This is a genomic window from Sinorhizobium sp. BG8 (assembly GCF_016864555.1).
Lineage (GTDB): Bacteria > Pseudomonadota > Alphaproteobacteria > Rhizobiales > Rhizobiaceae > BG8.
This window is the reverse complement of record NZ_CP044011.1, coordinates 3,522,954-3,548,598: the sequence shown is the minus strand read 5'-3', so window position 1 is coordinate 3,548,598 and position 25,645 is coordinate 3,522,954. Positions and strand designations below refer to the sequence as shown.

Sequence of the window (25,645 nt, the reverse complement as noted above, 5' to 3'; positions counted from 1 at the left end):
CATAAAGAGATAAAGCCGGCGACTTGCGCCGGTGCGAGACAAGGCAATTGAGAATGACTATCGGACTGCTTGGCTATCAAACGACGATCTCCGACGCGATCACCATCGCGGGGACGGGGGTTCATTCCGGGGCAGCCGTTTCCATCACCTTCCACCCTGCAGAGGCCGACAGTGGCATCGTCTTCCAGCGCGTGCATGATCGCAGGGTAATCAGCGAATATCGCGCCGTTTCCTCCCAGGTCGGCAATACGGACCTCTGCACGGTCCTCGGCTTTTCCGCAGCGACTTCGATCGCGACCATCGAGCATGTCATGGCGGCGCTCTATGCGCTCGGACTGGACAATGTTCTGATCGAGGTTCACGGCGCCGAGATGCCGATCATGGACGGCAGCTCGTCCGTTTTCATTGATGCGATCGATCAGGTCGGCCTGACGCCGCTTGCCGTCAAGCGCCGCTACATCCGCGTCACCAAGCGCGTGCGCGTCGAATCGGGGGCCTCCTGGGCCGAGTTCTCTCCCTATGACGGAACCCGCTTCGAAGTGGAGATCGATTTCGATTGCCCGCTCATCGGCCGCCAGGCCTGGAAGGGCGACCTGACGCCAGCGACCTTCCGGACGGAGCTCGCCCGCGCCAGGACGTTCGGCTTCATGCGCGACGTCGAGCGCCTCTGGGCCGCCGGTTACGCGCTCGGCTCGTCTCTCGAGAACTCGGTCGTCATCTCCGACGACAATACCGTGATCAACGTCGAGGGCCTGCGGTTTAAGGACGAATTCGTTCGCCACAAGACACTCGATGCCGTCGGCGACCTGTCGCTTGCCGGTGCGCCGTTCATTGGCTGCTACCGTTCCTATCGCGGCGGACACAAGATGAACGCCAACGCCCTCAAGGCGCTTCTCAGCGATCGTTCGGCCTATGAGGTCGTCGAAACGTCTTCGCCGCGGGCACGCCCCGGCCAGCGTGAGCTGATTGCGGTCACCGCTCCGGAGTTCGCTCCCTGGTCCGCATGATGATGCGGGCCGGAGTTTCGCTCTGACGAGCGTGCGAAACCGGCCACCGTTTGGTGATTTCCTGTGATCATCGCAAGTCGGGTCCGTCTGTTGCCACAAAAATGCGTTAATGCGGCTCCATGGCGTTGCGGTCATTACGCTTTTGAGGCTAGAAACGCCGTTCGTGAGCTCCGTCTTGATGGGCGGAGCGCAGTTTTGGGATTGTCAGATGATACTTGCAGGGTCTGCTAGAGTAGGTAAGGCGGCGCGCATCGTGTGCGTAACGCTTGTTGGCGTGGCCTCCGCCTCGCTGTTGACGGCTTGCCAAAGCGATCCCGACATCGACATCACGAAGCTGAGCGCAGAGACCGACCCGCCGGATGTGCTCTACAATCAAGGATTGGCCAACCTCAACGCCGGTAAGGTGACCGAGGCCTCGCGCAAGTTCGAGGCGATCGATCGCCAGCATCCCTTCTCCGAATATGCCCGTAAGGCGCTGGTGATGAACGCCTTCGTCAACTACCGCCAGGGCCGCAACGATGAAGCGATCGCGGCGGGCTCCCGTTATCTCGCGCTCTATCCGCAGTCGGAAGACGCCGCTTACGCCCAGTACATCGTCGGCCTTGCATATTCCAAGCAGATCCCGAGCGTGACGCAGGACCAGCGCGCTTCGCAGAAGACCATCGAGGCCATGCAGGCCGTGATCGACAAGTATCCGGACTCGGAATACGTCGAGGATGCGCAGATCAAGATCCGCTTCGCCCGTGACCAGCTCGCGGGCAAGGAAATGCAGATCGGCCGCTACTACCTGGAACGCAAGGAGTATCTGGCTGCGGTGACGCGTTTCCGTACGGTCGTCGAACAGTTCTCGAACACGAACCAGGTCGAAGAGGCGCTGGCGCGTCTGGTCGAATCCTATTATGCCATGGGTATCGTGGCTGAAGCACAGACGGCTGCGGCCGTTCTCGGCCACAACTATCCGGACAGCCAGTGGTACTCCGACTCCTACAAGCTGCTTCAGTCGAAGGGGCTCGAGCCGCGCGAGAACAATGGTTCCTGGATATCGCGTGCGGGCAAGAAGCTTATCGGCGCCTGATCGAAGAGATATGAAACGCGATGCTGGCGCAGCTTTCGATCCGCGATATCGTCCTGATCGAACGGCTTGATCTGGCCTTCGAGGCTGGCCTGTCCGTCTTGACCGGCGAAACCGGCGCCGGAAAATCCATCCTGCTCGACAGTCTTTCGCTTGCGCTTGGCGGACGTGGAGACGGCTCGCTCGTCCGCCATGGCACCGATCGGGGGCAGGTGACTGCGGTCTTCGACGTTCCGTCGAGCCATGCCGCCCGCCTGCTTCTGCGCGAAAACGGCATAGATGACGACGGCGACCTGATCTTTCGGCGTCAGCAGTCCGGCGACGGCCGCACCAAGGCCTATGTGAACGACCAGCCCGTTTCCGTCCAGCTGATGCGCCAGGCGGGCCAGCTTCTCGTTGAAATCCACGGCCAGCATGATGACCGTGCGCTGGTCGATACCGACGCGCACCGCATTCTTCTCGACGCCTTCGGCGGCCTGTCTGAGGCTGCTTCCGAAGTGACCGGACTGTATCAGCACTGGAAGGATGCCGAGCGTGCCCTCAAGAAGCATCGTGAGAAGGTCGAGGCATCGGCCCGCGAGGCGGATTATCTGAGATCCTCGGTCGAGGAGCTTGAGGTGCTTGCCCCCCAGGAGGGCGAGGAGGAAGAGCTCGCCGAAAAGCGCGCGCGGATGATGAAGGCCGAGCGAATTGCGGTCGATATCGGAGAGGCAAACGACTTTCTCAACGGCAACGCATCGCCTGTGCCGCTCATCGCCTCGATGATGCGCCGGCTGGAGCGCAAGAGCCATGAGGCACCGGGTCTTCTCGAAGAGACCGTAGAGCTTCTGGATCAGGCTTTGAACCAGCTTTCCGACGCCCAGATGGCCGTGGAAGCCGCGCTGCGCAAGACCGAGTACGACCCGAAGGAGCTTGAGCGCACGGAGGAGCGATTGTTCGCTCTGAGAGCCGCATCGCGCAAGTACTCCGTTCCCGTCACCGGGCTTCCGGCCCTTGCCGCCCGCATGATCGCCGATCTCGCGGACCTCGATGCGGGCGAGGAGCGTCTGGTCAAACTCGAAAAACAGCTCGGGGAAGCGCGCGGCGCCTATGCCGCTGCTTCCCGTTCCCTTTCGGAAAAGCGTCATCACGCCGGAGAGGCGCTCGCAGCCGCGGTCATGGCGGAGCTCCCGGCGCTCAGGCTCGAACGTGCCCGCTTCATGGTGCAGATCGACAGCGATCCAGAAGGCGGTGGCGAGCAGGGGATCGACACCGTCGAATTCCATGTGCAGACCAACCCGGGGACGCGGCCTGGTTCCATCATGAAGGTCGCGTCCGGCGGCGAGCTCTCGCGCTTCCTGCTCGCGCTGAAGGTGGCGCTCGCTGATCGCGGATCGGCGCCGACGCTCGTCTTCGACGAAATCGACACCGGCGTCGGTGGCGCCGTCGCGGATGCCATCGGCCAGCGGCTGAAAAGGCTGTCCTCGACCGTACAGGTCCTCTCCGTCACGCACGCACCGCAGGTCGCGGCGCGTGCGGCGACGCATCTGCTGATCTCCAAGGGGCCCATAGAGGGCAGCGAATCTGTTGCTACCCGGGTCGCCCAGATGGACGAAGGCGCGCGGACGGAAGAAATAGCGCGCATGCTTGCCGGTGCCTCCGTGACCGACGAGGCGAGGGCCGCGGCAGCACGGTTGCTCTCGGGCGGGGGCTAAGGTCCCCTGAAGGCCAACATTCGAACCTGAAGGATCGCGAGGCACTTCAGGTGGCCGCAGTCAGAACCGGTGATCACGCTTCGATTGGCCCGGATTCAATCTTTCCTTTCATGCCAGTTGCTCTAAAACATCACGCGGAATCGTGGAGTTGGCCATGGCACTTGAGAAAATCCCCGTCGAAGCGCTAACCGAGGAGCAGGCTGCAGCCGAGCTCGCCTTTCTCGCGGCCGAGATCGCACATCACGACGAGCTCTATCACGGCAAGGACCAGCCGGAGATCTCCGACGCCGAATACGATGCCCTGAAGAGGCGCAACGAAGCCGTCGAAACACGGTTTCCGTCGCTCGTGAGAGACGACAGCCCGTCGAAGACGGTCGGAGCAGCGCCGCTGCCCACGTTCGCGCCTGTCACCCATGCACGGCCAATGCTGTCGCTCGACAACACGTTTTCCGATGAGGACGTGCGCGATTTCGTAAGTTCGGTCTATCGCTTCCTCGGCCAGCTGCCGGACAATTCCATCGCGTTCACTGCCGAGCCCAAGATCGACGGGCTTTCGATGTCGATCCGTTATGAGAACGGTCGTCTCGTCAATGCGGCGACGCGCGGCGACGGCACGACGGGGGAGAACGTCACTGCCAATATCCTGACGATCAGCGAAATCCCAAGCCGGTTGCCCGCGGGTGTGCCTGGTGTGGTCGAGGTTCGCGGCGAAGTCTACATGGCCAAGAGCGATTTCCTGGCGCTCAACGAGAAGATGGCCGCCGAAGGCAAGCAGACCTACGTCAATCCCCGCAACACGGCAGCCGGGTCGCTTCGCCAGCTTGACGCCAGCGTCACGGCCAGCCGGAACCTGCGTTTCTTCGCCTATGCATGGGGCGAGATGTCGGAAATGCCGGCGGACACCCAGTTCGGTATGGTACAGACCTTCAAGTCCTGGGGGTTCCCGGTCAATCCGCTGACTGAAAGGCTCTTCGGGCTGGAGGATATCATCGGTCACTACCGTGAGATCGGGCTTGCGCGTCCCGATCTCGACTACGACATCGACGGGGTCGTCTACAAGGTGGACCGGCTCGACCTGCAGGCCCGGCTCGGTTTCCGGTCGCGCTCCCCGCGCTGGGCGACCGCCCACAAGTTTCCGGCCGAACAGGCCTTCACGAAGCTGGAGCGCATCGACATCCAGGTGGGACGCACCGGTGCGCTCACGCCCGTCGCCCGCCTCGAGCCGGTTACCGTCGGCGGCGTCGTCGTCACCAATGCGACACTGCACAACGAGGACTACATCCGTGGCCTCGGCAATTCGGGCGAGGCGATCCGGGAGGGCCGTGACATCCGCGAAGGCGATACTGTGATCGTCCAGCGGGCAGGGGATGTGATTCCCCAGATCGTCGACGTGGTCATGGAGAAGCGCCCCGCCGGCTCCGTTGAGTACGAGTTCCCGAAGACCTGCCCGGTCTGCGGCAGCCATGCCGTGCGCGATATCAATGAGAAGTCCGGCAAGATCGACGCCGTGCGCCGATGCACGGGTGGCTTCGTTTGTCGCGCGCAGGCGGTCGAGCATCTGAAGCACTTCGTTTCCCGCAATGCCTTCGACATAGAAGGGCTCGGAGCCAAGCAGATCGATTTCTTCTTCGAGGCGGAGGATCCTTCGCTTTCGATCCGCACCGCCCCCGATATCTTCACGCTGGAGCAGCGCCAGTCCGCCTCGCTGACCAAGCTGGAGAACATCGAGGGTTTCGGGCGGGTAAGTGTCCGCAAGCTCTATGACGCGATCAATGCCCGCCGTACGATCGCGCTTCACCGCTTCATCTACGCGCTCGGCATCCGCCATGTCGGCGAGACGACCGCGAAACTGCTTGCGCGCGCTTACGCAACCTATGAGGCGTTCGGAGAGGCAATGGCGTCGGCCGCGCCGCTTTCGGGTGAGGCCTGGAACGAGCTCAACAGCATCGACGGCATCGGAGAGGTGGTCGCGCGGGCGATCGTCGAGTTCTACAAGGAACCGCGGAACCTCGAAGTGGTGTCGCGCCTGCTCGAGCAGGTGACGCCTGAGGCGGCCGAGGCACCGGTGGCCACGGACAGCCCCGTGGCGGGCAAGACCGTGGTTTTCACGGGTTCACTCGAGAAGATGACCCGCGATGAGGCGAAGGCGATGGCCGAAAGGCTGGGTGCGAAGGTGGCGGGATCCGTGTCCAAGAAGACCGACCTCGTCGTCGCCGGGCCGGGTGCCGGATCGAAGCTCGACAAGGCACGGGAATTCGGCGTCGAGGTCATCGACGAGGACCAGTGGTTCGAACGGATCAAATAGCCGTCAAGCGTTGGTGCGCTTGCGCCGGTCGGGGCCTTCCTGGGTGACAACGAGCGCTCCCAGCAGGATGTTCTTGTCGGCATAGCAGGGCGTCAGGCGCCGGCGCACCACGATCGTGCCGCCGTCTCCCTGTCGAACCGTGGTCTCTTCCACGGTTTCGCCGCCGAAGCAGCGGTCGAGATCGGACTTCACGCTCGCCTCGAATTGGTCCGCGCCCAGCACCTCGCTGACATGCCGGCCGACCAGTTCATGCGGCTTGCGGCCGAGTCGGCTGGCGTCGACGGCATTGGTGTAAAGGTAGCGATAGTCGGTCGTGACGATCGATACGCGTTCCGGCAGGTTATCCATCATCGGAACGTCGAGCAGGCCGTCATTGACCGTGGAGGCGAGCGACGGGAGCGGTGGGAAGCTGTCCGCCTTCTCGTCCTGCGGCAGGTAGCGCCGAAGCAGGTTCTCGATGCGGGTGGCATTGTTCATGACGCAGGAACTGTCGTCGGCTTCCTCGCGAAGCAGCCGCAGCAACGCGCCAAACTGTACCTGGCGTTCCTTGCTGGTGGCGGCCCTGTGGTTGAGCAATGCCGAGAGTGCCGTCGTGACTTCCCGATCCAGGCGGCCCACCAGGAGGTCGTCGGTCGACCGGACGGCCTCGCGAAGCTGGTTGTAGCGCTTCCAGAAGGTCGCGGTCAGTCGTTCCGTTGCATTCGTCGGGCTTTCCTCGTCCCGCGAATTCCCACGTCCCTCGAAAATATCCATGGATGCCGCCTGCCGGATACCGGCTCAAATGGTCGAATTTCCACAATTATACGTACGGACAACTAGTTGTGAAGCGGGCCTTCGGCGGTTTCACGAATATTGGTAAAATTCCGGCAAGTATTTTCACCAAGAACTTGGCGAACCGGAGGGCAGGGGCGGGCGCGGAACCGCGCAGCCGCCCATGGTCTCACCCCTTCGATTTCTTGAATTTCTTCTTTCCGGGCGCACCGCCGTCCTTCTGAGCATAGGGGGAATCCCCGGCTGCAGCCTTGGCGCGCTTCGGCTTGCCTTCCCATGTCTGCTTCGGCCCGCCGTCCCCTTTCGGCTTCTTTCCGCCGGGCTTCTTCTCCCATGTGCGCTCTTCCGAGCGGGCAGGGCGCTGGTCGCCGCCATCCCGGCGGTCCTTTCCGAACCCGCGAGCCGGGCCGGCCTTGCGCCCGCCGCCACCCGAAAGGTCCGGCTGTCCATTGAGAGGAACGACGCGAATGCCCTTCTCCAGCGTCTTGTTCGGTCCGATCTTCGCCAGGAAGGCGTCAGCGCTGTCGGCGGAAATCTCTACGTAGGTTTCCTCCTGCTGCATCTTGATGGCGCCGATCTCGTTCTTCGTGAAATCGCCGGCACGACACAGCATCGGGATGAGCCAACGCGGTTCGGCATTCTGCTTGCGTCCGACAGACAGCGAGAACCAGCGGCTCGGGCCGAACTCGTCGCGCGGACGCTTCGGCGTGACCGGGAAGTCGCCCTGGCGCTCGCGGCCCTTGCGGGAGTCCTGGACCGTGACCTCGATGAGGTCCTCGGGCGCAGAACGGTTTCCGCGGTAGAGGCGAGCAAAGGCGGCCGCGATCTGACGCGCGCCATGCGTCTCCAGGAGCCGGTCGACGATTGCGCTTTCGTCATCGGAAATGCTGTCGGAAAGCGTGGTATCCGCGAGCAGGCGCTCGTCGTCGCGCTGGATGATCTCTTCAGCGGACGGAGCCGATGCCCAGGTCGCCTTCAGGTTGGCGTTCTGGAGCAGCCGCTCTGCGCGACGCCGCGCCGGCACCGGCACGATCAGTGCGCTGACGCCCTTGCGTCCGGCACGACCGGTACGGCCGCTGCGGTGGAGCAGCGTCTCCGGATTTGTCGGCAAATCCGCATGGATGACCAGTTCAAGGTTCGGCAGGTCGATGCCGCGCGCGGCGACATCGGTGGCAATGCAGACGCGGGCGCGACCGTCGCGCATGGCCTGGAGCGCATGGGTGCGCTCGTTCTGGCTCAGTTCACCGGAAAGTGCGACGACCGAGAAGCCGCGGTTGTTGAACCGCGATGTCAGGTGGTTCACGGCCGCACGGGTCGAACAGAAGACGATAGCGTTCTGCGCATCGTAGAAACGCAGGACGTTAATGATCGCATTCTCGCGGTCAGAGGGGACGACGACGAGCGAACGATATTCGATGTCCGCATGCTGGCGCTGCTCGCCGGCCGTGGAGATTCGCACGGCGTCACGCTGGTAGTTCTTCGCAAGCGTCGCGATTTCGCGAGGGACGGTCGCGGAGAACATCAGCGTACGGCGGTCCTCCGGCGCTGCCTCGAGGATGAACTCGAGATCTTCGCGGAAACCGAGGTCGAGCATCTCGTCGGCCTCGTCGAGAACGACTGCCCGGATCGCCGAAAGGTCGAGCGAGCCGCGCGCGATGTGGTCGCGCAGTCGCCCGGGCGTTCCGACGACGATGTGCGCGCCGCGGTCGAGAGCCCGGCGTTCATTGCGCATGTCCATGCCGCCGACGCAGGAGGCAATCGAAGCTCCTGTCAGTTCATAGAGCCATTCCAGCTCGCGCTTGACCTGCATGGCAAGCTCGCGGGTCGGGGCAATCGCAAGCGCAAGAGGCGCCTCGGCCACGTCGAGACGATCGGAGCCGTCGAGGAGGGTGGGGGCGATCGCAAGCCCGAAGGCCACGGTCTTGCCAGAGCCTGTCTGCGCGGAAACGAGAGCATCGGCTCCGCTGAGCGCGGGATCGACGACCGCCTGCTGAACAGGAGTGAGGGTCGTGTAACCGCGGTTTGCCAACGCGTTTGCCATCGCCGGAACGAGGCCTTCGAACTGTGCCATAGGGTTTCTTTCGGAATTCGGATATCTTTGCATCCTCGACAAACGGGATGCACGGGTCGCCGCAGCCTGCACTGCGCGGGCTATCTATTGCGCCTCTCCTACTTCGGCAGTGCCGAAATGTACAGAGCGCATTGCAGATATCTGACGTGCGGCCTGCAAAGGCAAAGCCCCGTTACTGCATTGTCATTTTGCGCCGCACAAGATAGAAGACGGCGCCGCCGAAAGCTGGCCCCAGACGCCGCATCGGTAGCAATCGCTCACGGGAGAGGGCGACCCCAAGGACTGGAGGTAACCAATGCAGACGTTCACCAGTATCGCGGACCTGCGCGCGGCACTCTTGCCCCATCGGCGGGAAGGCCGCTCGATCGGCCTTGTTCCTACCATGGGCTACCTTCATACGGGTCACATGGAGCTGGTGCGCCGCGCGCGCGCCGAGAATGACATCGTCGTGGTGTCCATCTTCGTCAACCCGCTTCAGTTCGGCGCAAACGAGGACCTCGCGAAATATCCGCGGGATCTCGCGCGCGACCAGAAAATTCTTGAAGAATGCGGAGCGCACTTAGTGTTCGCCCCAGGTGTCTCCGACATGTATCCGAGAGCGATGGAAGCCGTCGTCGACGTTCCCACGCTCGGAGACGAGCTCGAGGGAGCGGCCCGCCCCGGGCATTTTGCGGGCGTGTGCACCGTCGTCACCAAGCTCTTCAATATTGCCGGCCCTGACCGCGCCTATTTCGGCGAGAAGGATTTCCAACAGCTCGCGATCATCCGCAGGATGGTCGAGGATCTGGCGCAACCCGTGGAAGTCGTCGGTGTGGCGACCGTGCGCGAGGACGACGGCCTCGCCTGTTCGTCACGCAACGTCTATCTCTCGAAGGAAGAGCGCGAGGCCGCCAGAATCGTGCCGCGGGCGCTCGAAGAGGCCGAGAGGCTTATCTCCGCCGGCGAAACCGATCCCCGCAAGCTCGAAAGCGCGATCGTCGAGTTTCTCCAAAGCGAACCGCTTGCACGGCCGGAAATCGTCGCGCTTCGTGATCCCGACACTCTCCAGGACATCGCCACGATCGGCGACACGCCGGTTCTGCTGTTGCTTTTCGTCCGCTTTGGGAGCACGAAACTACTCGACAACCGCGTGATAGACAGCAGAAAACTCGAAATGGCAAAGGTAGCGTAACTATGAGTGTGCAGTCAGTGAAGCGTCGCCTGGCCCCTTCGGACATCGCGGCATTCAAGGGCGTTCGCCCGATCGTCAGTCTTACGGCCTATACGACGCCGATTGCCAAGCTGCTCGATCCGCACGTCGATTTCATGCTTGTCGGAGATTCCCTCGGCATGGTGCTCTACGGGCTCGATTCGACCGTGGGCGTCACGATGGACATGATGATTGCGCACGGTCAGGCGGTCATGCGCGGCTCGCGTGATGCATGCGTCGTCGTCGATCTGCCGTTCGGCTCCTACCAGGAGTCGAAGGAGCAGGCCTTCCGAAGTGCCGCACGTATCCTCAAGGAGACCGGCTGCAGTGCCGTCAAGCTCGAGGGCGGGGCGGAAATGGCCGAGACAGTCGACTTCCTGACGCAACGCGGCATCCCGGTGCTCGGTCACGTCGGCCTGATGCCGCAGCTCGTCAATACGACGGGCGGCTATCGCTCGCTCGGGCGCAATGACAAGGAAGCCAACAAGATCCGTCGGGACGCCAAAGCGATCGATGACGCAGGCGCCTTTGCGATCGTCATCGAGGGAACGGTCGAGCCGGTCGCCCGAGAGATCAGCACCGGATTGCGTGCTCCGACCATCGGCATCGGCGCGTCGCCCGCCTGCGATGGACAGATCCTCGTGACTGACGACATCATCGGTACCTTCAATGATTTCAAGCCGCGCTTCGTCAAGCATTTTGCGAACCTTGCGCCCTTGATGTCCGAAGCCTTCGCCAACTATGCGGCCGAGGTGAAGGCGCGCACGTTCCCGAGCGCCGAACACACGTTCCAGGTCAAGAACAAGACGGCGTAGGGGGCTGAGGGTTTCCCGGGGTACGGGGAACTCTGCCCGGACGTCGTGCGCCTTCTTCCTGAGTTTCCGTGCCTTTGCGAGAGCGAAATACGGATTCCATTGGGGCAGGGAGCACGAACGTTCAATCCCGCTGATCGGATCATCAGCTATATTGGTTTGCAGTTCCGCCCCTCCAATTCTATGGGTCGGTTGCCGAAACAGCGAGCAAACCGATGAAATCCGAAACTATTGCCGAAATCCGCAGCGCTGCCCGGCGCGGCCTGGCCATCGTCATCTCCGCGGCGCCTTTCGGCATTCTCTTCGGTGCGGTGGCTGTCGACAACGGGTTGACGATCAGCGAGGCAGCCCTGATGAGCGCGACGCTCTATGCGGGTGCGAGCCAACTGGTGGGCGTGGAACTGTTCAGCCACAACGTCGCGCCTTGGCTGGTGATCCTGTCTATACTTGCGGTGAACTTTCGCCACATCCTCTATTCAGCAGCTGTCGCCCGCCACATCAACCATTTCTCGCTATGGGAAAAGGCAACGGGGCTCTTCCTGCTGACAGACCCACAATTCGCGGAGAGTGAAAGGCGTGGCGACGCAGGGATCCGCGTAAGCTATGTCTGGTTCCTTGTCCTCGGTCTTGCGGTCTACATCCCCTGGGTGCTTCTCACCGTTGTCGGCGGCTTTCTCGGCAATCTGATCGGCAATCCGAGGGATATCGGCATCGACGTGCTTCTGCCGATCTACTTCATGGGGCTCGTCCTCGGTTTCCGCAACCGGGCCAACTGGCTGCCGGTCGTGGCGGCATCCGCTGTCGGATCGGTGCTTGCAGTCCACTTCGTCGGTTCGCCCTGGCATGTCAGCCTCGGAGCGCTCGCCGGGATCGTGGTCGCGGCGCTGATGCCGGTGGACGACGACCGTGAGGAAGATGCTGTTGCCAGTAACGCCGTAGCGGAGGCGTGACAGTGGAACAGTTCTTTCACACCCAGACGCTCGTCATCATCCTGTTCGGCGCCATCGCGACCTATCTCACGCGCGTCGGCGGCTACGTCCTCGTAACGCGGCTGAAGCGTATCCCGCCGCGCCTCGAGGCGGCGCTGAACGCCGTTCCCGCGGCAGTGCTCACGACCCTGGTGGCACCCGCGGCCGTCACTGGCGGCGTGGAAGTGGCGCTCGCAGTCCTTGCTGCGCTCGCCATCGGCATGCGGTTCTCGGTCATGCCCATGCTGGCGGGCGGATGGATCGTCGTGATGGGACTGCGCTATCTCATCGGCCTATAGGGGCTGTCGCGGCAATCAGCCAATCCCGCACACTGTCACCCTCGATGAGCGGAAGCAGCTTTTCGCGGGTCGATGCGTGGTATGAGTCGAGCCAGGAAAGCTCTTCCTCCGTCAGGAGTTCAGCGACGATCAGCCTGCGATCGATCGGGCAGAAGGTGAGGGTCTCGAAGCCCAGCATCTCGATATCGCCGCCCTTGACCGCTGCCGCGGGCGTGACATGGATGAGGTTCTCGATCCGGATGCCGAAGGACCCCGGACGATAGTAGCCGGGCTCGTTGGAGAGGATCATTCCGGGCAGCAGCTCTTGCGTCGACAGGCGGGAAATGCGCTGCGGCCCTTCGTGCACCGAAAGGTAGGATCCGACGCCATGACCGGTGCCGTGGGCGAAATCGGCGCCGGCCTTCCACAGCGCGATGCGGGCGAGGGGGTCGAGATCGCAACCCCGCGAACCCTTTGGGAAGCGTGCGACGCTGATCGCGATCATGCCCTTCAGGACGAGGGTGAAGAAGCGCTTCTGCTCCTCCGGCACGGCGCCGATCGCGACGGTTCGGGTGATGTCCGTGGTGCCGTTGATGTATTGCGCGCCGGAGTCGATCAGAAACATCGTCCCGTCCTCGATCTTCGCGTCTGTCGCCGTCGTCACTCGGTAGTGCATGATCGCGGCATGGGCGCCAGCACCGGCGATCGTATCGAAGGATATATCCTTCAACGGATTCTGCATGCGGTCGCCGACCCTTCGGCGGGCCTCTTCAAGCATCTTCGTAACGTCGATCTCGGTGACCGTGCCGGGTGCCTTCGCGTCCAGCCCGGCAAGGAACTCGACCATTGCCGCGCCATCCTGCAGATGGGCACGGGCCGAGCCATCGAGTTCCACCTTGTTCTTGGTCGCGCGGGGAATGCGCGCGGGGTCTGCCGCCTCGGCAACCTTGCCGCCCTTGTCGCGGATGAGTTTGGCAAGTGCGAACGGGGCCTGGTCCGGATCGATGAGGATGGTCGCGCCCTCAGATGAAAGGGCAGCGATGCGCTCGGCGAACTGCGTCGGCGGGAGGAAATCCGCCAGCTGTGTCAGGTAGGCCTCCTCCTCGATGCCGGTCTTGCGCTTGTCGATGAAGAGCTCGGCCTTTCCGTTGGCCGAAAGAATGGCGCGGGCCAGCGGATGCGGTGTGTGCGGGACGTCGCTGCCGCGAATATTGAACACCCAGGCGATGGATGAAGGGTCGGTGATCGCTACGGCGTCAGCACCGGCCTTCTGGACCTGTTCCGCCATCTGGGCGAGCTTTTCCTTCGCGAGCTGACCGGCATTCTCGAGAGACTGGATCTTCACCCTTCCGAGCGGCGCGGGCGGGCGGTCGGTCCAGATGCGGTCAAGGGGATTGTGGTCAAGGAGAACCAGTTTTCCGCCTAGCGCCTCGAGCGCCTTTTCCAGCTTGCGCACTTCCGCCCCGGTGTGCAGCCAGGGATCTATGCCGAGACGAAATCCCTTCGCAGCCTGTTTCGGCAGCCAGAGATGCGGGGGCTCGCCCACGAGGTCGCCGGGTTCGAACACCGAACGGTCGACCTGTTCGCCGACCTGGGTCACATAGCGCCCGTCGACGAAAACGATGGCCTTGTCACGCGTGACGAGGGCGATGCCCGCCGAACCGGTGAATCCAGTCAGCCACGACAGCCGTTCCGCAGAGGCCGGAACATATTCGCCCTGATATTCGTCTGCGCGGGGTACGAGGAAGCCATCGATTTCCAGGCCGTCGAAGGCTGCGCGCAGCGAAGATACGCGCTCACGACCGAACTGCGGCGTAGAGGTGACATCGAAACTCTGGAACATGGCGGGCTTCCTGCTGGCTTGCCCGCAAGCGCGGGCGGATTCGTCTGGCACGCAATCTAGATCGACGGATGCTCAAATGAAACCGTTCTGTTGGCTGGACATGGCCGTCCTGATCGCATCGACAACACATGGGCATCGTCGGGCGTTCGCCTCATGCAAACGCCCTGGGCTCGCCTCGAGGTCGCTCCTGACATATGCAGTTTGCGCATGGCTCCCATGTGCCAAGCCCTCTGCCTGATTATTTTTGTTCCTGTATAAAGCGCGCATCGAAGCGAACGCAAAGCGCGCTCAATTCGAAAGAAAGCGAAATCGGAAATCGAATATTCCGGCTTTGCAAAGAATTCGCCGAAAGGCATCATAGCTACGCATTCCGATCAGACGTTTGTCCGGTCACTCCTCCTCCCTCCTCCGGGCAGGCGTTCGGGATGCATAGGTCCGCTCGAGCTCTCCTCCTCCTCACGCTCGCGGACAGGCCGGTTCGCCGGTCGATAGGCGGTGCCACTGGCACCGCCTTTATCGTTTCTGGGGTACTGTTTCGCGTTGAAGACGACCGGCTCAAGGCCGGTCGAGGTGCAGGGTGACCCAGCCGTTGCGCCAGATCGTTCGCAGGTGGCGCATGCCGGCGCCGTTGTAGGCGGCAAGCACCTTCCAGCGCTGGTTCGCCAATATGCCAGACAGGATCACCTGGCCGCCGGGATTGAGGTGAGCGACGAGCTGCGGCGCCATCCGCATCAGCGGGCGGGCGAGGATGTTCGCGATGATCACGTCGAACGGACCGTGTCGCCGGAAGGCCGTCGAGTGGAAGCCCGGCGCCGTTTCCAGCGCGATACCCGAGGCGATGCCGTTCTTACGGACGTTTTCGCGCGCAACCCTGATCGCCACCGGATCGATGTCCGTTGCCAGAACGCGAGCGGGTACGAGTTTTCGCGCGGCGATGGCAAGCACGCCGCTTCCTGTCCCGAGATCGAGCACAGTCCTCGGTGGACGCGACTGGAACGCCCGCTCGATTATTTCGAGGCAGCCCGCTGTCGTGCCGTGATGACCCGTGCCGAAGGCCTGGCCGGCATCGATTTCGATCGCGATTTCGCCCGCACGCGCAGTTCCGCGGTCGTGCGAGCCGTGTACGATGAAACGTCCCGCCCGCACGGGCTGGAGGCCTTCGAGAGACTTCGCGATCCAGTCGACGTCGGGAATGACCTCACGCTGCACGGTCCTGCCGGGCAGGACCTCTTCCACCAGTGCGGTAAAACGAGGGGTCATCTCTTCTTCCTGATCGAAATCGAGGTAGATGGATGCTTCCCAGATGTCCCGCTTCTCATCCATCTCCATCGTCGCGATCGCGTAGCCTTCTTCCTCGAAGGCATCGGTCATGGCGGCGAGAACGGTTTCGGATTCTTTTTCGGTTGTGGTGATGAAAAGGCGGAGTTCGCTCACGATATGCGGTCCCTGAAAGTTTCGCTCCGCCTATCACGTCCGTCGGCTGACGGCAAAGCCTAACGGACCCTCAGGTCGCACTGTCGATCCAGGTGGGGGCCGGTGTGTCCAGGCCGGAGATGTTGCGCAGGGCCAGCCGTGCGATCGGCGGCATGGTGCCGACGAGCGCGAACAGGTTGTTGCGAAGGGCCAGCGCCAGCGGGTTCTCGATCGTGATGAGCCCTGTCAGGCGTCGCGTCTGCGCGAGCACCTTCCTGACGGATGGCAGCCGCAGCTGGGAGAACTCCGCCTCGCGGCCCTGCGAGATCAGCCAGGCCAGCCAGCAGGCGTCCTCGATGCCAAGGTTCATCCCGCGCGCTCCGATCGGAGAATGGACGTGGGCCGCATCGCCGAGCAGGTAGACCTTTCCCCGGGACATCGGCTCGACATGGCGGAAGCTCACGCGGAAGTCGGATCGCCACGTCTCCTCCAGCGGATGGGAGGGATGGATGATCCGTCGCTCGAAGTCGGGCAGCGTCGAAATATATCGGAGAACGTCGGGGCGCACCGGCAGCCGTCCAAGCACACCGGGATTCTGCAGGTTGATCTCGGCAAAACCGGTATCCACCGTTTCCGCGTAGCGAAAGTCGGCAAGGAAGAACCGGCTCTCGAGCGCCTCTCCGGGGAAGTCGAATCCGCAGGATTTCCTGACGAGCGAATGGGCGCCGTCCGCGCCGACGAGCATGTTCGGCCTGACCATTTCGCCGCTGCCGTCGCCGCTGAGCAGCGTCGCGAGCGGGGCTTCCACGCCGCCTTCGATGGTCGTGATGCTGGTTTGCCATTCCGGCTCGATATCGTAGCTGCGAAGGCGCTCGAGCAACAGACGCTCGGTCAGGCCCTGCGGCAGGATGCAGAGCGCAGGAAACCGGCCGCCCAGATCCGCGGGGCGTATCTTTAGAAGCTGCTTGTCCGCGGACTGCACGCGAAATTCCTCGAGCGGAATTGCTTCGGCCAGCAGCGGCTCGGTTACGCCCGAAGGTTCGAGAAGGGCAAGCGTGCGCGCATTGACGCCGAGTGCCCGGCTCTCGGAGATCGGCACCACGCCTTCGTCGCGTTCGACGATCCGCACCTTGATGCCACGGCGCGCCAGTTCCAGCGCCAGAGTCAGACCCGCCGGCCCCGCGCCGGCAATCAGAATTGAATCGTCAGCGCGTGAAACCATTTTCGGACATCCTAGCGCGTGGTCAGGTTCTCCAATTTCTTTACGGCAACCTCGGGGTTTTCGCCATAGGCGATCGTACCGGTGAAGCTGCCGGCCTTGTCGAGCAGGAACACAGACGCGGTGTGGTCCATGGTGTAGTCACCGTCCGGCTTCTTCTCGTCGACCGGCACCTTTTTGGCGTAGACCCGGAAGCCCTTCACCATTTCCATGACCGCATCAGGTGGGCCGGAGATCCCGGTGATGCGCTTGGAAACGTTGGAAACATAGCCTTTTACCAACTCCGGCGTATCGCGTTCCGGATCGACGGTCACGAAATAGGCCTGCAGCTTCGAGCCATCCGGATCCACCTTTGCCATCCAGCCGTCGAGTTCAAAGAGGGTCGTCGGGCAGACTTCGGGGCAATGGGTGAAGCCGAAGAACAAGGCTGTCGGCTTGCCGACGAATGCCTTCTCGGTAATTTCTGCGCCATCCTGCGAAACGAGACGGAAGGGGACGCCGAATGGGCCTTCAGTCGCCTGCTCGCGCGAGCGGTTCATTTCCAGCGTCAGCCAGCCCAGAAGTCCCGCAAAAAGTGCGATAGCGATCCATATGACGATGCGTAGTGTTTTCATGCGGGCGATCCGGAAGGGTTGGGGCAGTTGATGATTGCTTCCTTGAGCATCCATTGATCTAGCTGCTCGTGCCGCGGGTAGCAAACGCGCCAATTGTCTCAGACCGGCTGCCGGGGCATTCTCTCGTGAAAGTGATCGAAGTCGTGTCGGCCGTTACCGAGGGCAGGGCTCAGAAGCACCAGGCGAGGCCCGATTCGGCCATGCTCAGGAAAATCGCAGCCCCGTGGCCGAGCCAACCGGCAAAGGCGATCGCGGTAAGGGCGGTCACCCCACCTGCGACGAGGGCGGTCAGGAGCATGGTGCGCCATGGGGCGTTGCTGTGGTTCATGCCTCCATGATAGCGGCAAAGCGCTCCGGCGCAAACAGGGATGGACTGGTCCGCTGCACCTTCCGAATGCGCGCCGATCAATCTTATTTGGTTAAAATGCAAGTTTGCGGAGCGGTTTCTTAGGGTTTGCTTAATGTCTCTTTGCAAGGCTCGATTTGCGTACAAAGGCCGGATTCGGCCTGCCGGGCATGATGTCCGCCGGCCAGTTCCAACTCCCCCGCCAACGCATTGAGAACACCTTCCGGAAACGACGGCCACCGGTTTGCGATGGCACGAGCAGGCAGCAGAGCGGTCCCCTGGACACGTGGTCTTGCTGCCGAGAATTGGGAAACACTCTAATGTCCAACGCCATCAAGCAGTCCGGCGCCTATCTCGAGATCGTGTCCTTCCATCTGGGGGACCAGGAATTCTGTATCGATATCATGGCCATCCGTGAAATCCGCGGCTGGGCACCCGTGACGCCGATGCCGCATACGCCTCCCTATGTACTTGGCCTCATCAACCTGCGCGGCGCCGTCATTCCGGTTATCGACATGGCCTGCCGTCTCGGAATGAAGATGACCGAGCCCTCCGAGCGTTCCGCGATCATCGTGACCGACATCGCCGGCAAGCTCGTCGGCCTGCTCGTGGAGCAGGTTTCCGACATGATGACGATCAAGAGCGAAGACCTGCAGGCTGCACCGGAAATCATCCCGGAAGCCCAGCGTGCCTTCTGCCGCGGCATCGTCGCACTGGAGAAGAACATGGTCTGCTTCCTCAACCTGGATACGGTCATCGCCGACGAACTGGCGCAGGCCGCCTGATCAGATCTTGGCGCTAGCGCCAATCAGCAAAAGCTCCGGCGAACTGGCCGGAGCTTTTTGCGTTTTCGGTGGCAAGGCTTCATGCGGGCTAGTAGAATAGCTGCCGAACCGATTGTTCCAGCGTGAGAATGTTCCGGAGGCGAACTGCGATGAAATGCCTGCTCCTTGTCGACCTGCAGAACGGCTTCTGCCCGGGTGGAAACCTGCCGGTGCCTGGGGGCGATGAAGTGATCGACGTGGCAAACCGCCTGACGAAGGACGGCGGATATGACCTGGTCGTCGCCTCCCAGGACTGGCATCCCGAGGGGCACGGCAGCTTCGCTTCCAGCCATCCCGGCCGCCAGCCGTTCGAGATGGGAGAGCTTGCCGGCAAGCCGCAGGTTCTGTGGCCGGATCATTGCGTCGAGGAAAGCGAGGACGCGGCCTTTCATCCGGTCCTGGACACCAGCCGGATCGACTACGTGCAGCGCAAGGGTATGGACCGCAACGTCGACAGCTACTCCGCCTTCCGGGACAACGACCACAGGGCAACCACGGGGCTTGCGGACTTCCTGCAGGCCAGGGGCGTCACCACGCTCGACGTCTGCGGACTTGCGACCGACTACTGCGTCAGCGCGTCGGCGATCGATGCGGTGAACATGCTGCCGGGCGTGACCGTCCGGTACATCGAGGACGCGAGCCGAGGCATTGCCCCCGAGACCGTTGCTGCCGCAGAGGCGGCGATGAAGGCAGCCGGCGTCGAAATCGTACGGACAGCGGAACTGCTGGAAGAGGTGGGCCGCTGAGGCATCGGCAAAACGCCCGTGGATCCCGTCGTCTTTCTCGTCATCGGCCCTGCCGCTCAGGTTATTGCGGCTTTCCCTTTTCCCAGGTCACCTCTTCACCATAGAGCGGTACGGTCGAGATCGACATCTTGGCGGAACCCTCCGTCAGTTCGCGCGAGTGGGCGAGGTAGATCAGCGTATCGTTCTTCTTGTCGTAGATCCGCGTGACCACCAGCTTCTTCCAGACGAGCGAAAGCCCGGACTTGAACACTTCCTCGCCTTCCTCGGAAAGGTCGATATCGCCGATGGAGAGAGGGCCGGTCTGGCGGCAGGCGATGGCATTGTTCGACGGATCCTCGAACCAGTTGCCCTTTTGAAGACGGTCGAGCACGCCGCGGTCGAAATAGGTGACGTGGCAGGTGATGCCCTTGATCTTCGGGTCACGGACGGCGTCGATTAGGATATCGTTGCCCATCCAGTCCACTCCGACCTCCCCAACCGTCTCTGCGCGAAGTGGAAGGATCGATAGTGCCAGCGTCGCGGTCGCGATCAGCGCAGCGATTGTCCGTTTATGCATCTTCGCGGTCTCCGGTTTTGTTTGCATCCCTACGGCATTCACGTAATGCGCCGACGAGGTTCCGCAAGGTGGGCGGGATCAGCTTTTCGCAGCCTCGATCGTTGCCCTTACCGCGTCGGGATCGGTCACGGTCAGCTGGTATTCGCGATCTTTCTCCGTCCCGCCCATGCCGACGTGCGGATTGCGGAAGGCCATGGCACTCGGAACCGTGGCCAGGGCTGCGAAGTGCAGTTCCTGCAGGCCCGTGCCATCGCGGACCTCGCGTATGTTGTGCCGGTCAAGCGCGCCGCATCCCATCACGACGATGCGTCCGCCGGCCTGGTCATTGGCCTGCTTGAGGATGGCGAGTCCTTCGATCGCGGTGTCGCGCTGGCCCGAAGTCAGGACCCTGTCTATGCCGCAACGGATCAATGCCTCGAGCGCTTCGCGCGGATCGTCCGTCATGTCGAAGGCACGGTGGCAGGTCACCGACATCGGCCGTGCGGCTTGAGCGAGAGCGCCCGTACGGGCCTCGTCAATGCGTCCGTCCGGTGTCAGGCAGCCGATGACCACACCGGCCACGCCCTCGTCGCGCAATGCCGCAACGTCCGCAAGCATCGTGTCGAATTCGGCGTCCGAATAGAGAAAGTCGCCGCCCCGGGGCCGGATGATCACATGGACGGGGATCCTTGCCGCCGCAACGGCTGCCCGGATCGTCGCCAAGCTCGGGGTGAGGCCGCCCTCCATCAGGCTGGCGCACAGCTCCACGCGGTCGGCACCTGCTTCCTGGGCCGCCAGGAAACCGTCTATGCCTTCAACGCAAATTTCGATCAACGGAGCGCCCATCGTACCCTCTGTCTGTGTGTCGATGCGCCCGCGCATCGAACAGTTTTCAAGTGGCGGTTTCGTGCCACGCCTGTTGCAGGACGCGAAGCCAGTTTTCGCGGCAGATCAGTGCGAGTTCTTCCTCGCTGTAGCCCGCCAGACGCAGTGCCTCCACGAGGTTCTGGTTTCCGGAGGCGTCGCCGATCGCGCGTGGTATGGTCGCCCCGTCGAAATCCGATCCGATGGCGACACAGTCTATCCCCATGCGTTCGACCATGTGGTCGATATGGCGGACCATGTCGGAAAGCGACGTATCCGCGTCTTCCTGTCCGTTCGCCCGCAGCATCGTCGTCGCGTAGTTGAGGCCGGCAATGCCCTTGCGTTCGCGAATGGCGTCGAGCTGGCGGTCGGTAAGGTTTCGCGAAATCGGCGTCAGCGCATGTGCGTTCGAATGCGTTGCGACCAACGGCTGGGTGCTGGTGCGCGCCACGTCCCAGAAGCCCTGTTCGGTGATGTGCGACAGGTCGATCATGATGCCGAGGCGGTCGCAGGTCTTCACGAGCTCGAAGCCCGCCTCGGTGAGACCGGGGCCGGTATCGGGGCTCGTCGGGAAGGCGAAGGGCACGCCGTGCCCGAAGATGTTGTGCCGGCTCCATACCGGGCCGAGGGAGCGCAGGCCGGCGGCGTAGAAGGTCTCGAGCGCGGCAAGATCGGCGCCGATCGGTTCGCAGCCTTCCATGTGGAGGACGGCCGCGAAGCTTCCCGCCGCCATGGCGCTGCGGATCTCCGCTGTCGAGCGGCAGATCGTCCACGCCCTGGCCCGGTCGAGGCGGAAGGCGATCGCCAAGAGTTCCAGCGCGATATTGAGCGCGCGTGGATGATCCAGGGGGTCTGTCAGCGGAATGCTGTAGTGGCCGTTCTCGTCGAGCACCCTGGGCGGAAACTGGCCGGGCGAGGGGATGTAGACCGCGCAGAACCCACCTGCGAGACCGCCTGCCCTGGCGCGCGGGCCGTCTATGTGCCCCGCATCCGTACCGTTCACGAATTCGGCCACCGGATCGGCGCCGCTTGCCGCCTGTTCCCAGAGGCGAAGCAAGACATCGTTGTGACCGTCGAAGATCGTCTGCATCAACCGCGCTTTCTCTTGTGAATTCCCGGCCGGGTGGCGGGGCAGCACGGTTGTAGTGCTGATTCCCGTCATGCTGCAAGGGACGCGGCCGACGCGACGGCATTCAATCGTCGGTTCCCGCGCGGTAGGCCTCGTTGCCGGCGATCCAGGTCTGGATGATCGAGAGGTCGTTGTCGAGAATGACGAAGTCTGCGTCGTGGCCATGGGTGAGCCTGCCCTTGCGGCCGGTCATCCCGATCGCTTCGGCCGGGTAGAGCGATGCCATGCGCAAGGCCTCTTCCAGATCGACGCCGACCTTTTCGTGCATCACGCGCACGCAGGACAGCATGTCGATATCGGCTCCCGCCAAGGTGCCGTCGGCAAGCGTGAGCTTCCCGTCCCTGCGATAGATCGTGCGGCCGTTCAGGTGGAAGTGGGTCATCTGCGTTCCGAGCGGCGACATGGCATCGGTGACGAGGAAGATCCTGCCCGGGCCCTTCTTCGCCCGCAGCGCCACGCGGATGGAGACCGGGTTGACGTGAAACCCGTCCGCGATGAGACCGGGGTGCAGCATGCCGATATCCAGTGCTGCTCCAACCATTCCCGGCTCGCGATGTCCCAGCGGGCTCATGGCATTGTAGAGATGCGTGACCAGGCGCGCGCCGGCTGCAACCGCACCGGCGACCGTTGCATAGCCGCTGTCCGAGTGGCCGAGGCTCACCGTTACGCCGGCACCCGCAAGCGCCGAGATCTGCTCATTCGTCACGTTCTCGGGGGCAACCGTCATCATCAGCGCATCGAGATCCGCCCGTGCCGCGACGGTCTGTTCGAGATCGGCGGGTTCCATGGGGCGGATGAGGGCCGGGTCGTGCGCACCCTTGCGGGCGATCGACAGATGTGGACCTTCAAGGTGGAGACCGAGGAAGCCCGGGACCGCTGCCCTGTGCGCGGCGATACCGGCGTCGATCGTACGGCGCGTCATTTCGGGCGTGTCGGTAATCAGGGTTGGCAGCAGCGCGGTGGTGCCGTAGCGCGCATGTGCCGCGCAGATCGTTCGGATGCCATCGACATCCGGCTTTTCGTTGAGCAGCACCCCGCCGCCGCCGTTGACCTGAAGGTCGACAAAGCCGGGGACGATCCGGGCGCCATCCATGCTGATCATGGTGGCCGACAGGGGAATGTCTCGTTCGTGAACGATCCCGACAATCTTGCCGTCTTCCATGAGAAGTGACGCCTCGTCGTGCCAGAGGTCGCCGTCGAAGATCTGCGCACCTGTGATTGCCGTTGCGCCGCTCATCTCGTCTCCGTGACTTTCTTGAGGTTGACCGGTTTGTCGGGATCGAGGCCCAGTCCGCGCGACCAAGCTTCGACGAACCCATAGAAGGGGACGATCAGCGCCAGCGCATCGGTGATCGGGTGGCCGGTGGCAATGAAGGGAAGTTGCTTCGCGCTCCTGGCCGTGGCGGAGGTTATGCAGGCATAGGCACCCTTGTCGGCAAGCCCGTCGGCCATGCCCGCAACGGATGTCTCCGCCGCATCGCGGGCTGCAAGGGCGATAACGGGAAAGGCCGGGCCGACGAGTGCCACGGGGCCGTGCAGCACTTCCGCCGACGAGTAGGCCTCCGCATGCATGCCCGATGTCTCCTTGAACTTCAGTGCCGCCTCGCTTGCGATTGCCAGGGCAGGACCCCGTCCGAGGACATAGACCGACTGCGCTTCGGCGAGGTCGGCTGCAAGGTTGCTCCAGTCGAGCCCAACGGCCTTTGAAAGCTGTTGCGGAAGATCCCGCACGGCTTTCCCGAGCGCGGCATCACCTGTCCATTCGGCAAGCACCGCGAGCCCCGCGACGATGGAGTTCACGTAGGATTTGGTCGCCGCGACGCTGATCTCCGGGCCTGCGCCTATATCGATAGCGTGGTTGCAGGCATCGGCGAGGGGGGAGGCAGGCGTGTTGGTGAGCGCGAGCGAGATCGCGCCGGCCCTGGTCGCGGAATCCGCCATGGCGACGATGTCGGGGCTCTTGCCCGACTGCGAGATTGCGATCGCCGCTCCGCCGCGCAGTTGCAGCTTTGCTCCGTAGATCGAGGCAAGGGAAGGCCCGAGCGAAGCGACCGGGCGTCCTGCAGTGAGTTCGATTGCGTATTTCAGGAACAGGGCGGCGTGATCGGAGGAGCCGCGCGCGACGGTGACGAAAAACTGCGGATCGCGCGCACGAAGCGCCTGGCCAGCATCGCGAACCGCGTCCGCAGACTGGTCGAGAAAGCGGGCGGCGGCTTCGGGTATTTCGTTTATTTCGCGACGCATATTGGTTTGCATAGGTCTGTCTTTCTTCTTGTTCGTGCGCTCACTGATCGGAGAGCGTCAGTTCCGCCACGAAATCGTAGGCATCACCGCGATAGAGCGAGCGGGTGAATTCTATGACCCTGCCGGAACGCAGGTAGGAAATTCGTTCGATCGAAAGGCCGGCAGCCCCGGTACCCACGCCGAGCATCGCCGCCTCGGGGTCCTTGATGTTGCAGGCGGATATGCGCTGCACGGCACGGACGGGCCGCAGGCCCTGTTTTTCGAGCTCCGCGTAGAGCGAGCCGGTCACGCTCGCGGGATCCGGCAGGAACTCGGAGGAAATCGACGCCCGTTCGATCGCAAGCGGCATGTCGTCGGCGATGCGCAGGCGTCCGAGGCGGGCCACCAGCGCATCCGCGGGCAGGCCCAGGATCATCATTTCGTCCGGGGAGGGGTGGACGAGGCCGCGGTCGAGCCATTGTGCCCGGGTCGTGAGGCCGCGCCGTGCCATGTCCTCGGTGAAGGAGGTCAGGCGAGACAGGGACTGCTGTACTTTCGACACGGGCTTGACCACGAAAGTACCGGAGCCGTGGCGGCGCACCAGCAGCCCGTCCTTCACGAGATCATCCACCGCCTTCCTGACGGTCACGCGGCTGATGTTGGCATAGTCGGCAAGATCGCGCTCGGGCGGCAGTGCATCCCCATGGTTCAGCTTGCCGGAATTGATTGCCTCTTCGAGGGACTGGCGGAGCTTGAGGTAGAGCGGGCCGGACCCGCCCGACTGCAGGCTCTCGGGTGACAGGATGGCCGCAAGGCTCTCGGTCATGCCGGCTCTCCCTTGCGCGCCCGGAAGCGCTTGGCCGCGAGCGACACGGCGCCGGTGAGGGCGTCGGCCTGCGGTTCCACGAGAATATCCTTGTGCTTCTTCGAAAGCCATTGCGGATAGAGGGGAGCGAGGCCGCCGAGCAGGCAAAGCCTGTCCTTGCCGCTGATGCGAACGATGGCGTCGAGTGCTTCGTTGACGGTGGTCGCCGCGGCCTCGATCAGCGCAAGCGCGCACGTGTCGCCCTTTGCCGCGTGTTCGAAGACCAGCGGTGCGAAGCGTCCGAAATCGCCGGGCTTGGAAAGACGCGCGAACTCCACGATGCCACGCGGGTCGTTCTTGAACTCGGCAAGAACGGCTTCGGTCACCGGCGTGCTGGCGTGGATGCCGTCATAGGAGAGCAGTGCCTCCTGCAGCAGCGCATGGCCGATGCGCGCGCCGCCGCCGAGATCGCCGATCGTGAAGCCCCAGCCGCCGATGTAGCGAATCTCGCCTGCCTGCCGCGCCATGTAGATGGTGCCCGTGCCGAGGATCGCCACTGCGCCGTCGCCGTCGCCAAGCGCGCCCTGAAGCGCGATCAGGCCGTCTGAGTCAATATCCGTATGCCGAAACGGCAGCCGGTCGTGCACGTAGCGGGCCAGGTCGCCGACATTGGTTCCCGCAAGGCCGAGAAAGGCCGATGCCGTGGCTACGGCCGTCTCGTCCAATCCGGCATCGCGCAACGCCGCCTTGGCTGCGTCGGTGATGCTGGCGATCGCGCTGTTCGGGTCGGTCAGGATATTGGCGGCGCCGCTCTTGCCGCGCCCGAGGATGTTCCCCTCGGGGTCTGCGACCGCCGCGCGGCAGCTAGTGCCGCCACCGTCTATGCCGATGATAAGATCAGTCATGGAAACCTCCAC

Annotated in this window: 24 protein-coding genes; 10 read left to right on the top strand and 14 right to left on the bottom strand. The window is 63.2% G+C overall.

Features of this window, described 5'->3' with window-relative positions; all coding sequences use genetic code 11:
• Positions 1-53 precede the first annotated feature (53 nt).
• The 4 genes from lpxC (at position 54) to ligA (ending at position 6,078) form a co-directional block, all read left to right on the top strand.
• Entirely contained in the window at positions 54-1,007 is a 954-nt protein-coding gene (lpxC, locus tag F3Y30_RS16695; RefSeq protein ID WP_203423829.1) for a UDP-3-O-acyl-N-acetylglucosamine deacetylase, read from the top strand.
• Positions 1,008-1,215: 208 nt separating this feature from the next.
• Positions 1,216-2,082, top strand: a complete 867-nt coding sequence (locus tag F3Y30_RS16690; protein ID WP_203423828.1) for an outer membrane protein assembly factor BamD — start codon at positions 1,216-1,218, stop codon at positions 2,080-2,082.
• Positions 2,083-2,102: 20 nt separating this feature from the next.
• Positions 2,103-3,773 carry a DNA repair protein RecN gene (gene recN, locus F3Y30_RS16685; protein WP_203423827.1) on the top strand — a complete coding sequence of 557 codons (1,671 nt, stop codon included), beginning with the start codon at positions 2,103-2,105 and terminating at the stop codon, positions 3,771-3,773.
• Positions 3,774-3,927: 154 nt separating this feature from the next.
• Entirely contained in the window at positions 3,928-6,078 is a 2,151-nt protein-coding gene (gene ligA, locus F3Y30_RS16680; protein WP_203423826.1) for an NAD-dependent DNA ligase LigA, read from the top strand.
• Between the two features lie 3 nt (positions 6,079-6,081).
• On the opposite strand, the gene F3Y30_RS16675 is transcribed toward ligA, so the two are convergent.
• On the bottom strand, positions 6,082-6,831 hold the full coding sequence (locus F3Y30_RS16675) for a PAS domain-containing protein (RefSeq protein WP_203423825.1): 750 nt from the start codon (positions 6,829-6,831) through the stop codon (positions 6,082-6,084).
• A 187-nt stretch (positions 6,832-7,018) separates the two neighbouring features.
• Positions 7,019-8,920, bottom strand: a complete 1,902-nt coding sequence (locus F3Y30_RS16670; RefSeq protein ID WP_203423824.1) for a DEAD/DEAH box helicase — start codon at positions 8,918-8,920, stop codon at positions 7,019-7,021.
• 295 nt (positions 8,921-9,215) lie between these two features.
• Between F3Y30_RS16670 and panC the strand changes: the two genes are divergently transcribed.
• The 4 genes from panC (at position 9,216) to F3Y30_RS16650 (ending at position 12,188) form a co-directional block, all read left to right on the top strand.
• Positions 9,216-10,091 (top strand): pantoate--beta-alanine ligase, encoded by an 876-nt coding sequence (gene panC / locus F3Y30_RS16665; RefSeq protein WP_203423823.1) that lies wholly within the window; start codon positions 9,216-9,218, stop codon positions 10,089-10,091.
• Positions 10,092-10,093: 2 nt separating this feature from the next.
• Positions 10,094-10,924, top strand: a complete 831-nt coding sequence (gene panB / locus F3Y30_RS16660; RefSeq protein ID WP_203423822.1) for a 3-methyl-2-oxobutanoate hydroxymethyltransferase — start codon at positions 10,094-10,096, stop codon at positions 10,922-10,924.
• Positions 10,925-11,136: 212 nt separating this feature from the next.
• Positions 11,137-11,871 (top strand): AzlC family ABC transporter permease, encoded by a 735-nt coding sequence (locus F3Y30_RS16655; RefSeq protein WP_203423821.1) that lies wholly within the window; start codon positions 11,137-11,139, stop codon positions 11,869-11,871.
• A gap of 2 nt (positions 11,872-11,873) precedes the next feature.
• Positions 11,874-12,188, top strand: a complete 315-nt coding sequence (locus tag F3Y30_RS16650) for an AzlD family protein (RefSeq protein ID WP_203423820.1) — start codon at positions 11,874-11,876, stop codon at positions 12,186-12,188.
• Here F3Y30_RS16650 and F3Y30_RS16645 read toward each other — a convergent pair.
• From F3Y30_RS16645 to F3Y30_RS16625, 5 genes are all read right to left on the bottom strand, one after another.
• Positions 12,175-14,010, bottom strand: a complete 1,836-nt coding sequence (locus F3Y30_RS16645) for an aminopeptidase P family protein (RefSeq protein WP_203423819.1) — start codon at positions 14,008-14,010, stop codon at positions 12,175-12,177. The two genes, F3Y30_RS16650 and F3Y30_RS16645, sit on opposite strands and share 14 nt — an antisense overlap.
• A gap of 555 nt (positions 14,011-14,565) precedes the next feature.
• Positions 14,566-15,444 carry a 50S ribosomal protein L11 methyltransferase gene (locus F3Y30_RS16640; protein ID WP_203423818.1) on the bottom strand — a complete coding sequence of 293 codons (879 nt, stop codon included), beginning with the start codon at positions 15,442-15,444 and terminating at the stop codon, positions 14,566-14,568.
• A gap of 70 nt (positions 15,445-15,514) precedes the next feature.
• Complete coding sequence (locus F3Y30_RS16635) at positions 15,515-16,645, bottom strand: NAD(P)/FAD-dependent oxidoreductase (RefSeq protein WP_203423817.1); 1,131 nt, start codon at positions 16,643-16,645, stop codon at positions 15,515-15,517.
• 11 nt (positions 16,646-16,656) lie between these two features.
• Positions 16,657-17,256, bottom strand: a complete 600-nt coding sequence (locus F3Y30_RS16630; RefSeq protein WP_203423816.1) for an SCO family protein — start codon at positions 17,254-17,256, stop codon at positions 16,657-16,659.
• A gap of 169 nt (positions 17,257-17,425) precedes the next feature.
• Positions 17,426-17,584, bottom strand: a complete 159-nt coding sequence (locus F3Y30_RS16625) for a hypothetical protein (RefSeq protein WP_203426721.1) — start codon at positions 17,582-17,584, stop codon at positions 17,426-17,428.
• A gap of 338 nt (positions 17,585-17,922) precedes the next feature.
• On the opposite strand from F3Y30_RS16625, the gene F3Y30_RS16620 reads away from it, so the two are divergent.
• Both F3Y30_RS16620 and pncA read left to right on the top strand, forming a co-directional pair.
• Entirely contained in the window at positions 17,923-18,387 is a 465-nt protein-coding gene (locus F3Y30_RS16620) for a chemotaxis protein CheW (RefSeq protein WP_203423815.1), read from the top strand.
• A 149-nt stretch (positions 18,388-18,536) separates the two neighbouring features.
• Positions 18,537-19,172 carry a bifunctional nicotinamidase/pyrazinamidase gene (gene pncA / locus F3Y30_RS16615; protein WP_203423814.1) on the top strand — a complete coding sequence of 212 codons (636 nt, stop codon included), beginning with the start codon at positions 18,537-18,539 and terminating at the stop codon, positions 19,170-19,172.
• 61 nt (positions 19,173-19,233) lie between these two features.
• Here pncA and F3Y30_RS16610 read toward each other — a convergent pair whose 3' ends face one another.
• The 7 genes from F3Y30_RS16610 to F3Y30_RS16580 form a co-directional block, all read right to left on the bottom strand.
• The gene (locus tag F3Y30_RS16610) at positions 19,234-19,728 is read right to left on the bottom strand and encodes a CreA family protein (protein ID WP_203423813.1); all 495 of its coding nucleotides are present in this window, start codon (positions 19,726-19,728) and stop codon (positions 19,234-19,236) included.
• Positions 19,729-19,806: 78 nt separating this feature from the next.
• The gene (locus F3Y30_RS16605) at positions 19,807-20,589 is read right to left on the bottom strand and encodes a copper homeostasis protein CutC (RefSeq protein WP_246752769.1); all 783 of its coding nucleotides are present in this window, start codon (positions 20,587-20,589) and stop codon (positions 19,807-19,809) included.
• 10 nt (positions 20,590-20,599) lie between these two features.
• Positions 20,600-21,661, bottom strand: a complete 1,062-nt coding sequence (locus F3Y30_RS16600) for a dipeptidase (RefSeq protein WP_203423812.1) — start codon at positions 21,659-21,661, stop codon at positions 20,600-20,602.
• Positions 21,662-21,764: 103 nt separating this feature from the next.
• Positions 21,765-22,937: an N-acetylglucosamine-6-phosphate deacetylase gene (gene nagA / locus F3Y30_RS16595; RefSeq protein ID WP_203423811.1), complete on the bottom strand. Its 1,173-nt coding sequence runs from the start codon at positions 22,935-22,937 to the stop codon at positions 21,765-21,767.
• Entirely contained in the window at positions 22,934-23,956 is a 1,023-nt protein-coding gene (locus tag F3Y30_RS16590; protein WP_203423810.1) for an SIS domain-containing protein, read from the bottom strand. The genes nagA and F3Y30_RS16590 overlap by 4 nt, the downstream gene beginning before the upstream one ends.
• Positions 23,957-23,984: 28 nt before the next feature.
• Positions 23,985-24,749 carry a GntR family transcriptional regulator gene (locus F3Y30_RS16585; RefSeq protein ID WP_203423809.1) on the bottom strand — a complete coding sequence of 255 codons (765 nt, stop codon included), beginning with the start codon at positions 24,747-24,749 and terminating at the stop codon, positions 23,985-23,987.
• Positions 24,746-25,633, bottom strand: a complete 888-nt coding sequence (locus tag F3Y30_RS16580) for an N-acetylglucosamine kinase (protein ID WP_203423808.1) — start codon at positions 25,631-25,633, stop codon at positions 24,746-24,748. The genes F3Y30_RS16585 and F3Y30_RS16580 overlap by 4 nt, the downstream gene beginning before the upstream one ends.
• Between the last annotated feature and the right edge of the window lie 12 nt (positions 25,634-25,645).

Excerpts from the sequence above, each read along its gene's own strand:
- lpxC (WP_203423829.1), top strand. The coding sequence starts at position 54 with ATGACTATCGGACTGCTTGGCTATCAAACGACGATCTCCGACGCGATC.
- F3Y30_RS16690 (WP_203423828.1), top strand. The coding sequence starts at position 1,216 with ATGATACTTGCAGGGTCTGCTAGAGTAGGTAAGGCGGCGCGCATCGTG.
- recN (WP_203423827.1), top strand. The coding sequence starts at position 2,103 with ATGCTGGCGCAGCTTTCGATCCGCGATATCGTCCTGATCGAACGGCTT.
- ligA (WP_203423826.1), top strand. The coding sequence starts at position 3,928 with ATGGCACTTGAGAAAATCCCCGTCGAAGCGCTAACCGAGGAGCAGGCT.
- F3Y30_RS16675 (WP_203423825.1), bottom strand. The coding sequence starts at position 6,831 with ATGGATATTTTCGAGGGACGTGGGAATTCGCGGGACGAGGAAAGCCCG.
- F3Y30_RS16670 (WP_203423824.1), bottom strand. The coding sequence starts at position 8,920 with ATGGCACAGTTCGAAGGCCTCGTTCCGGCGATGGCAAACGCGTTGGCA.
- panC (WP_203423823.1), top strand. The coding sequence starts at position 9,216 with ATGCAGACGTTCACCAGTATCGCGGACCTGCGCGCGGCACTCTTGCCC.
- panB (WP_203423822.1), top strand. The coding sequence starts at position 10,094 with ATGAGTGTGCAGTCAGTGAAGCGTCGCCTGGCCCCTTCGGACATCGCG.
- F3Y30_RS16655 (WP_203423821.1), top strand. The coding sequence starts at position 11,137 with ATGAAATCCGAAACTATTGCCGAAATCCGCAGCGCTGCCCGGCGCGGC.
- F3Y30_RS16645 (WP_203423819.1), bottom strand. The coding sequence starts at position 14,010 with ATGTTCCAGAGTTTCGATGTCACCTCTACGCCGCAGTTCGGTCGTGAG.
- F3Y30_RS16635 (WP_203423817.1), bottom strand. The coding sequence starts at position 16,645 with ATGGTTTCACGCGCTGACGATTCAATTCTGATTGCCGGCGCGGGGCCG.
- F3Y30_RS16630 (WP_203423816.1), bottom strand. The coding sequence starts at position 17,256 with ATGAAAACACTACGCATCGTCATATGGATCGCTATCGCACTTTTTGCG.
- F3Y30_RS16625 (WP_203426721.1), bottom strand. The coding sequence starts at position 17,584 with ATGAACCACAGCAACGCCCCATGGCGCACCATGCTCCTGACCGCCCTC.
- F3Y30_RS16620 (WP_203423815.1), top strand. The coding sequence starts at position 17,923 with ATGTCCAACGCCATCAAGCAGTCCGGCGCCTATCTCGAGATCGTGTCC.
- pncA (WP_203423814.1), top strand. The coding sequence starts at position 18,537 with ATGAAATGCCTGCTCCTTGTCGACCTGCAGAACGGCTTCTGCCCGGGT.
- F3Y30_RS16610 (WP_203423813.1), bottom strand. The coding sequence starts at position 19,728 with ATGCATAAACGGACAATCGCTGCGCTGATCGCGACCGCGACGCTGGCA.
- F3Y30_RS16605 (WP_246752769.1), bottom strand. The coding sequence starts at position 20,589 with ATGCGCGGGCGCATCGACACACAGACAGAGGGTACGATGGGCGCTCCG.
- F3Y30_RS16600 (WP_203423812.1), bottom strand. The coding sequence starts at position 21,661 with ATGCAGACGATCTTCGACGGTCACAACGATGTCTTGCTTCGCCTCTGG.
- nagA (WP_203423811.1), bottom strand. The coding sequence starts at position 22,937 with ATGAGCGGCGCAACGGCAATCACAGGTGCGCAGATCTTCGACGGCGAC.
- F3Y30_RS16590 (WP_203423810.1), bottom strand. The coding sequence starts at position 23,956 with ATGCAAACCAATATGCGTCGCGAAATAAACGAAATACCCGAAGCCGCC.
- F3Y30_RS16585 (WP_203423809.1), bottom strand. The coding sequence starts at position 24,749 with ATGACCGAGAGCCTTGCGGCCATCCTGTCACCCGAGAGCCTGCAGTCG.
- F3Y30_RS16580 (WP_203423808.1), bottom strand. The coding sequence starts at position 25,633 with ATGACTGATCTTATCATCGGCATAGACGGTGGCGGCACTAGCTGCCGC.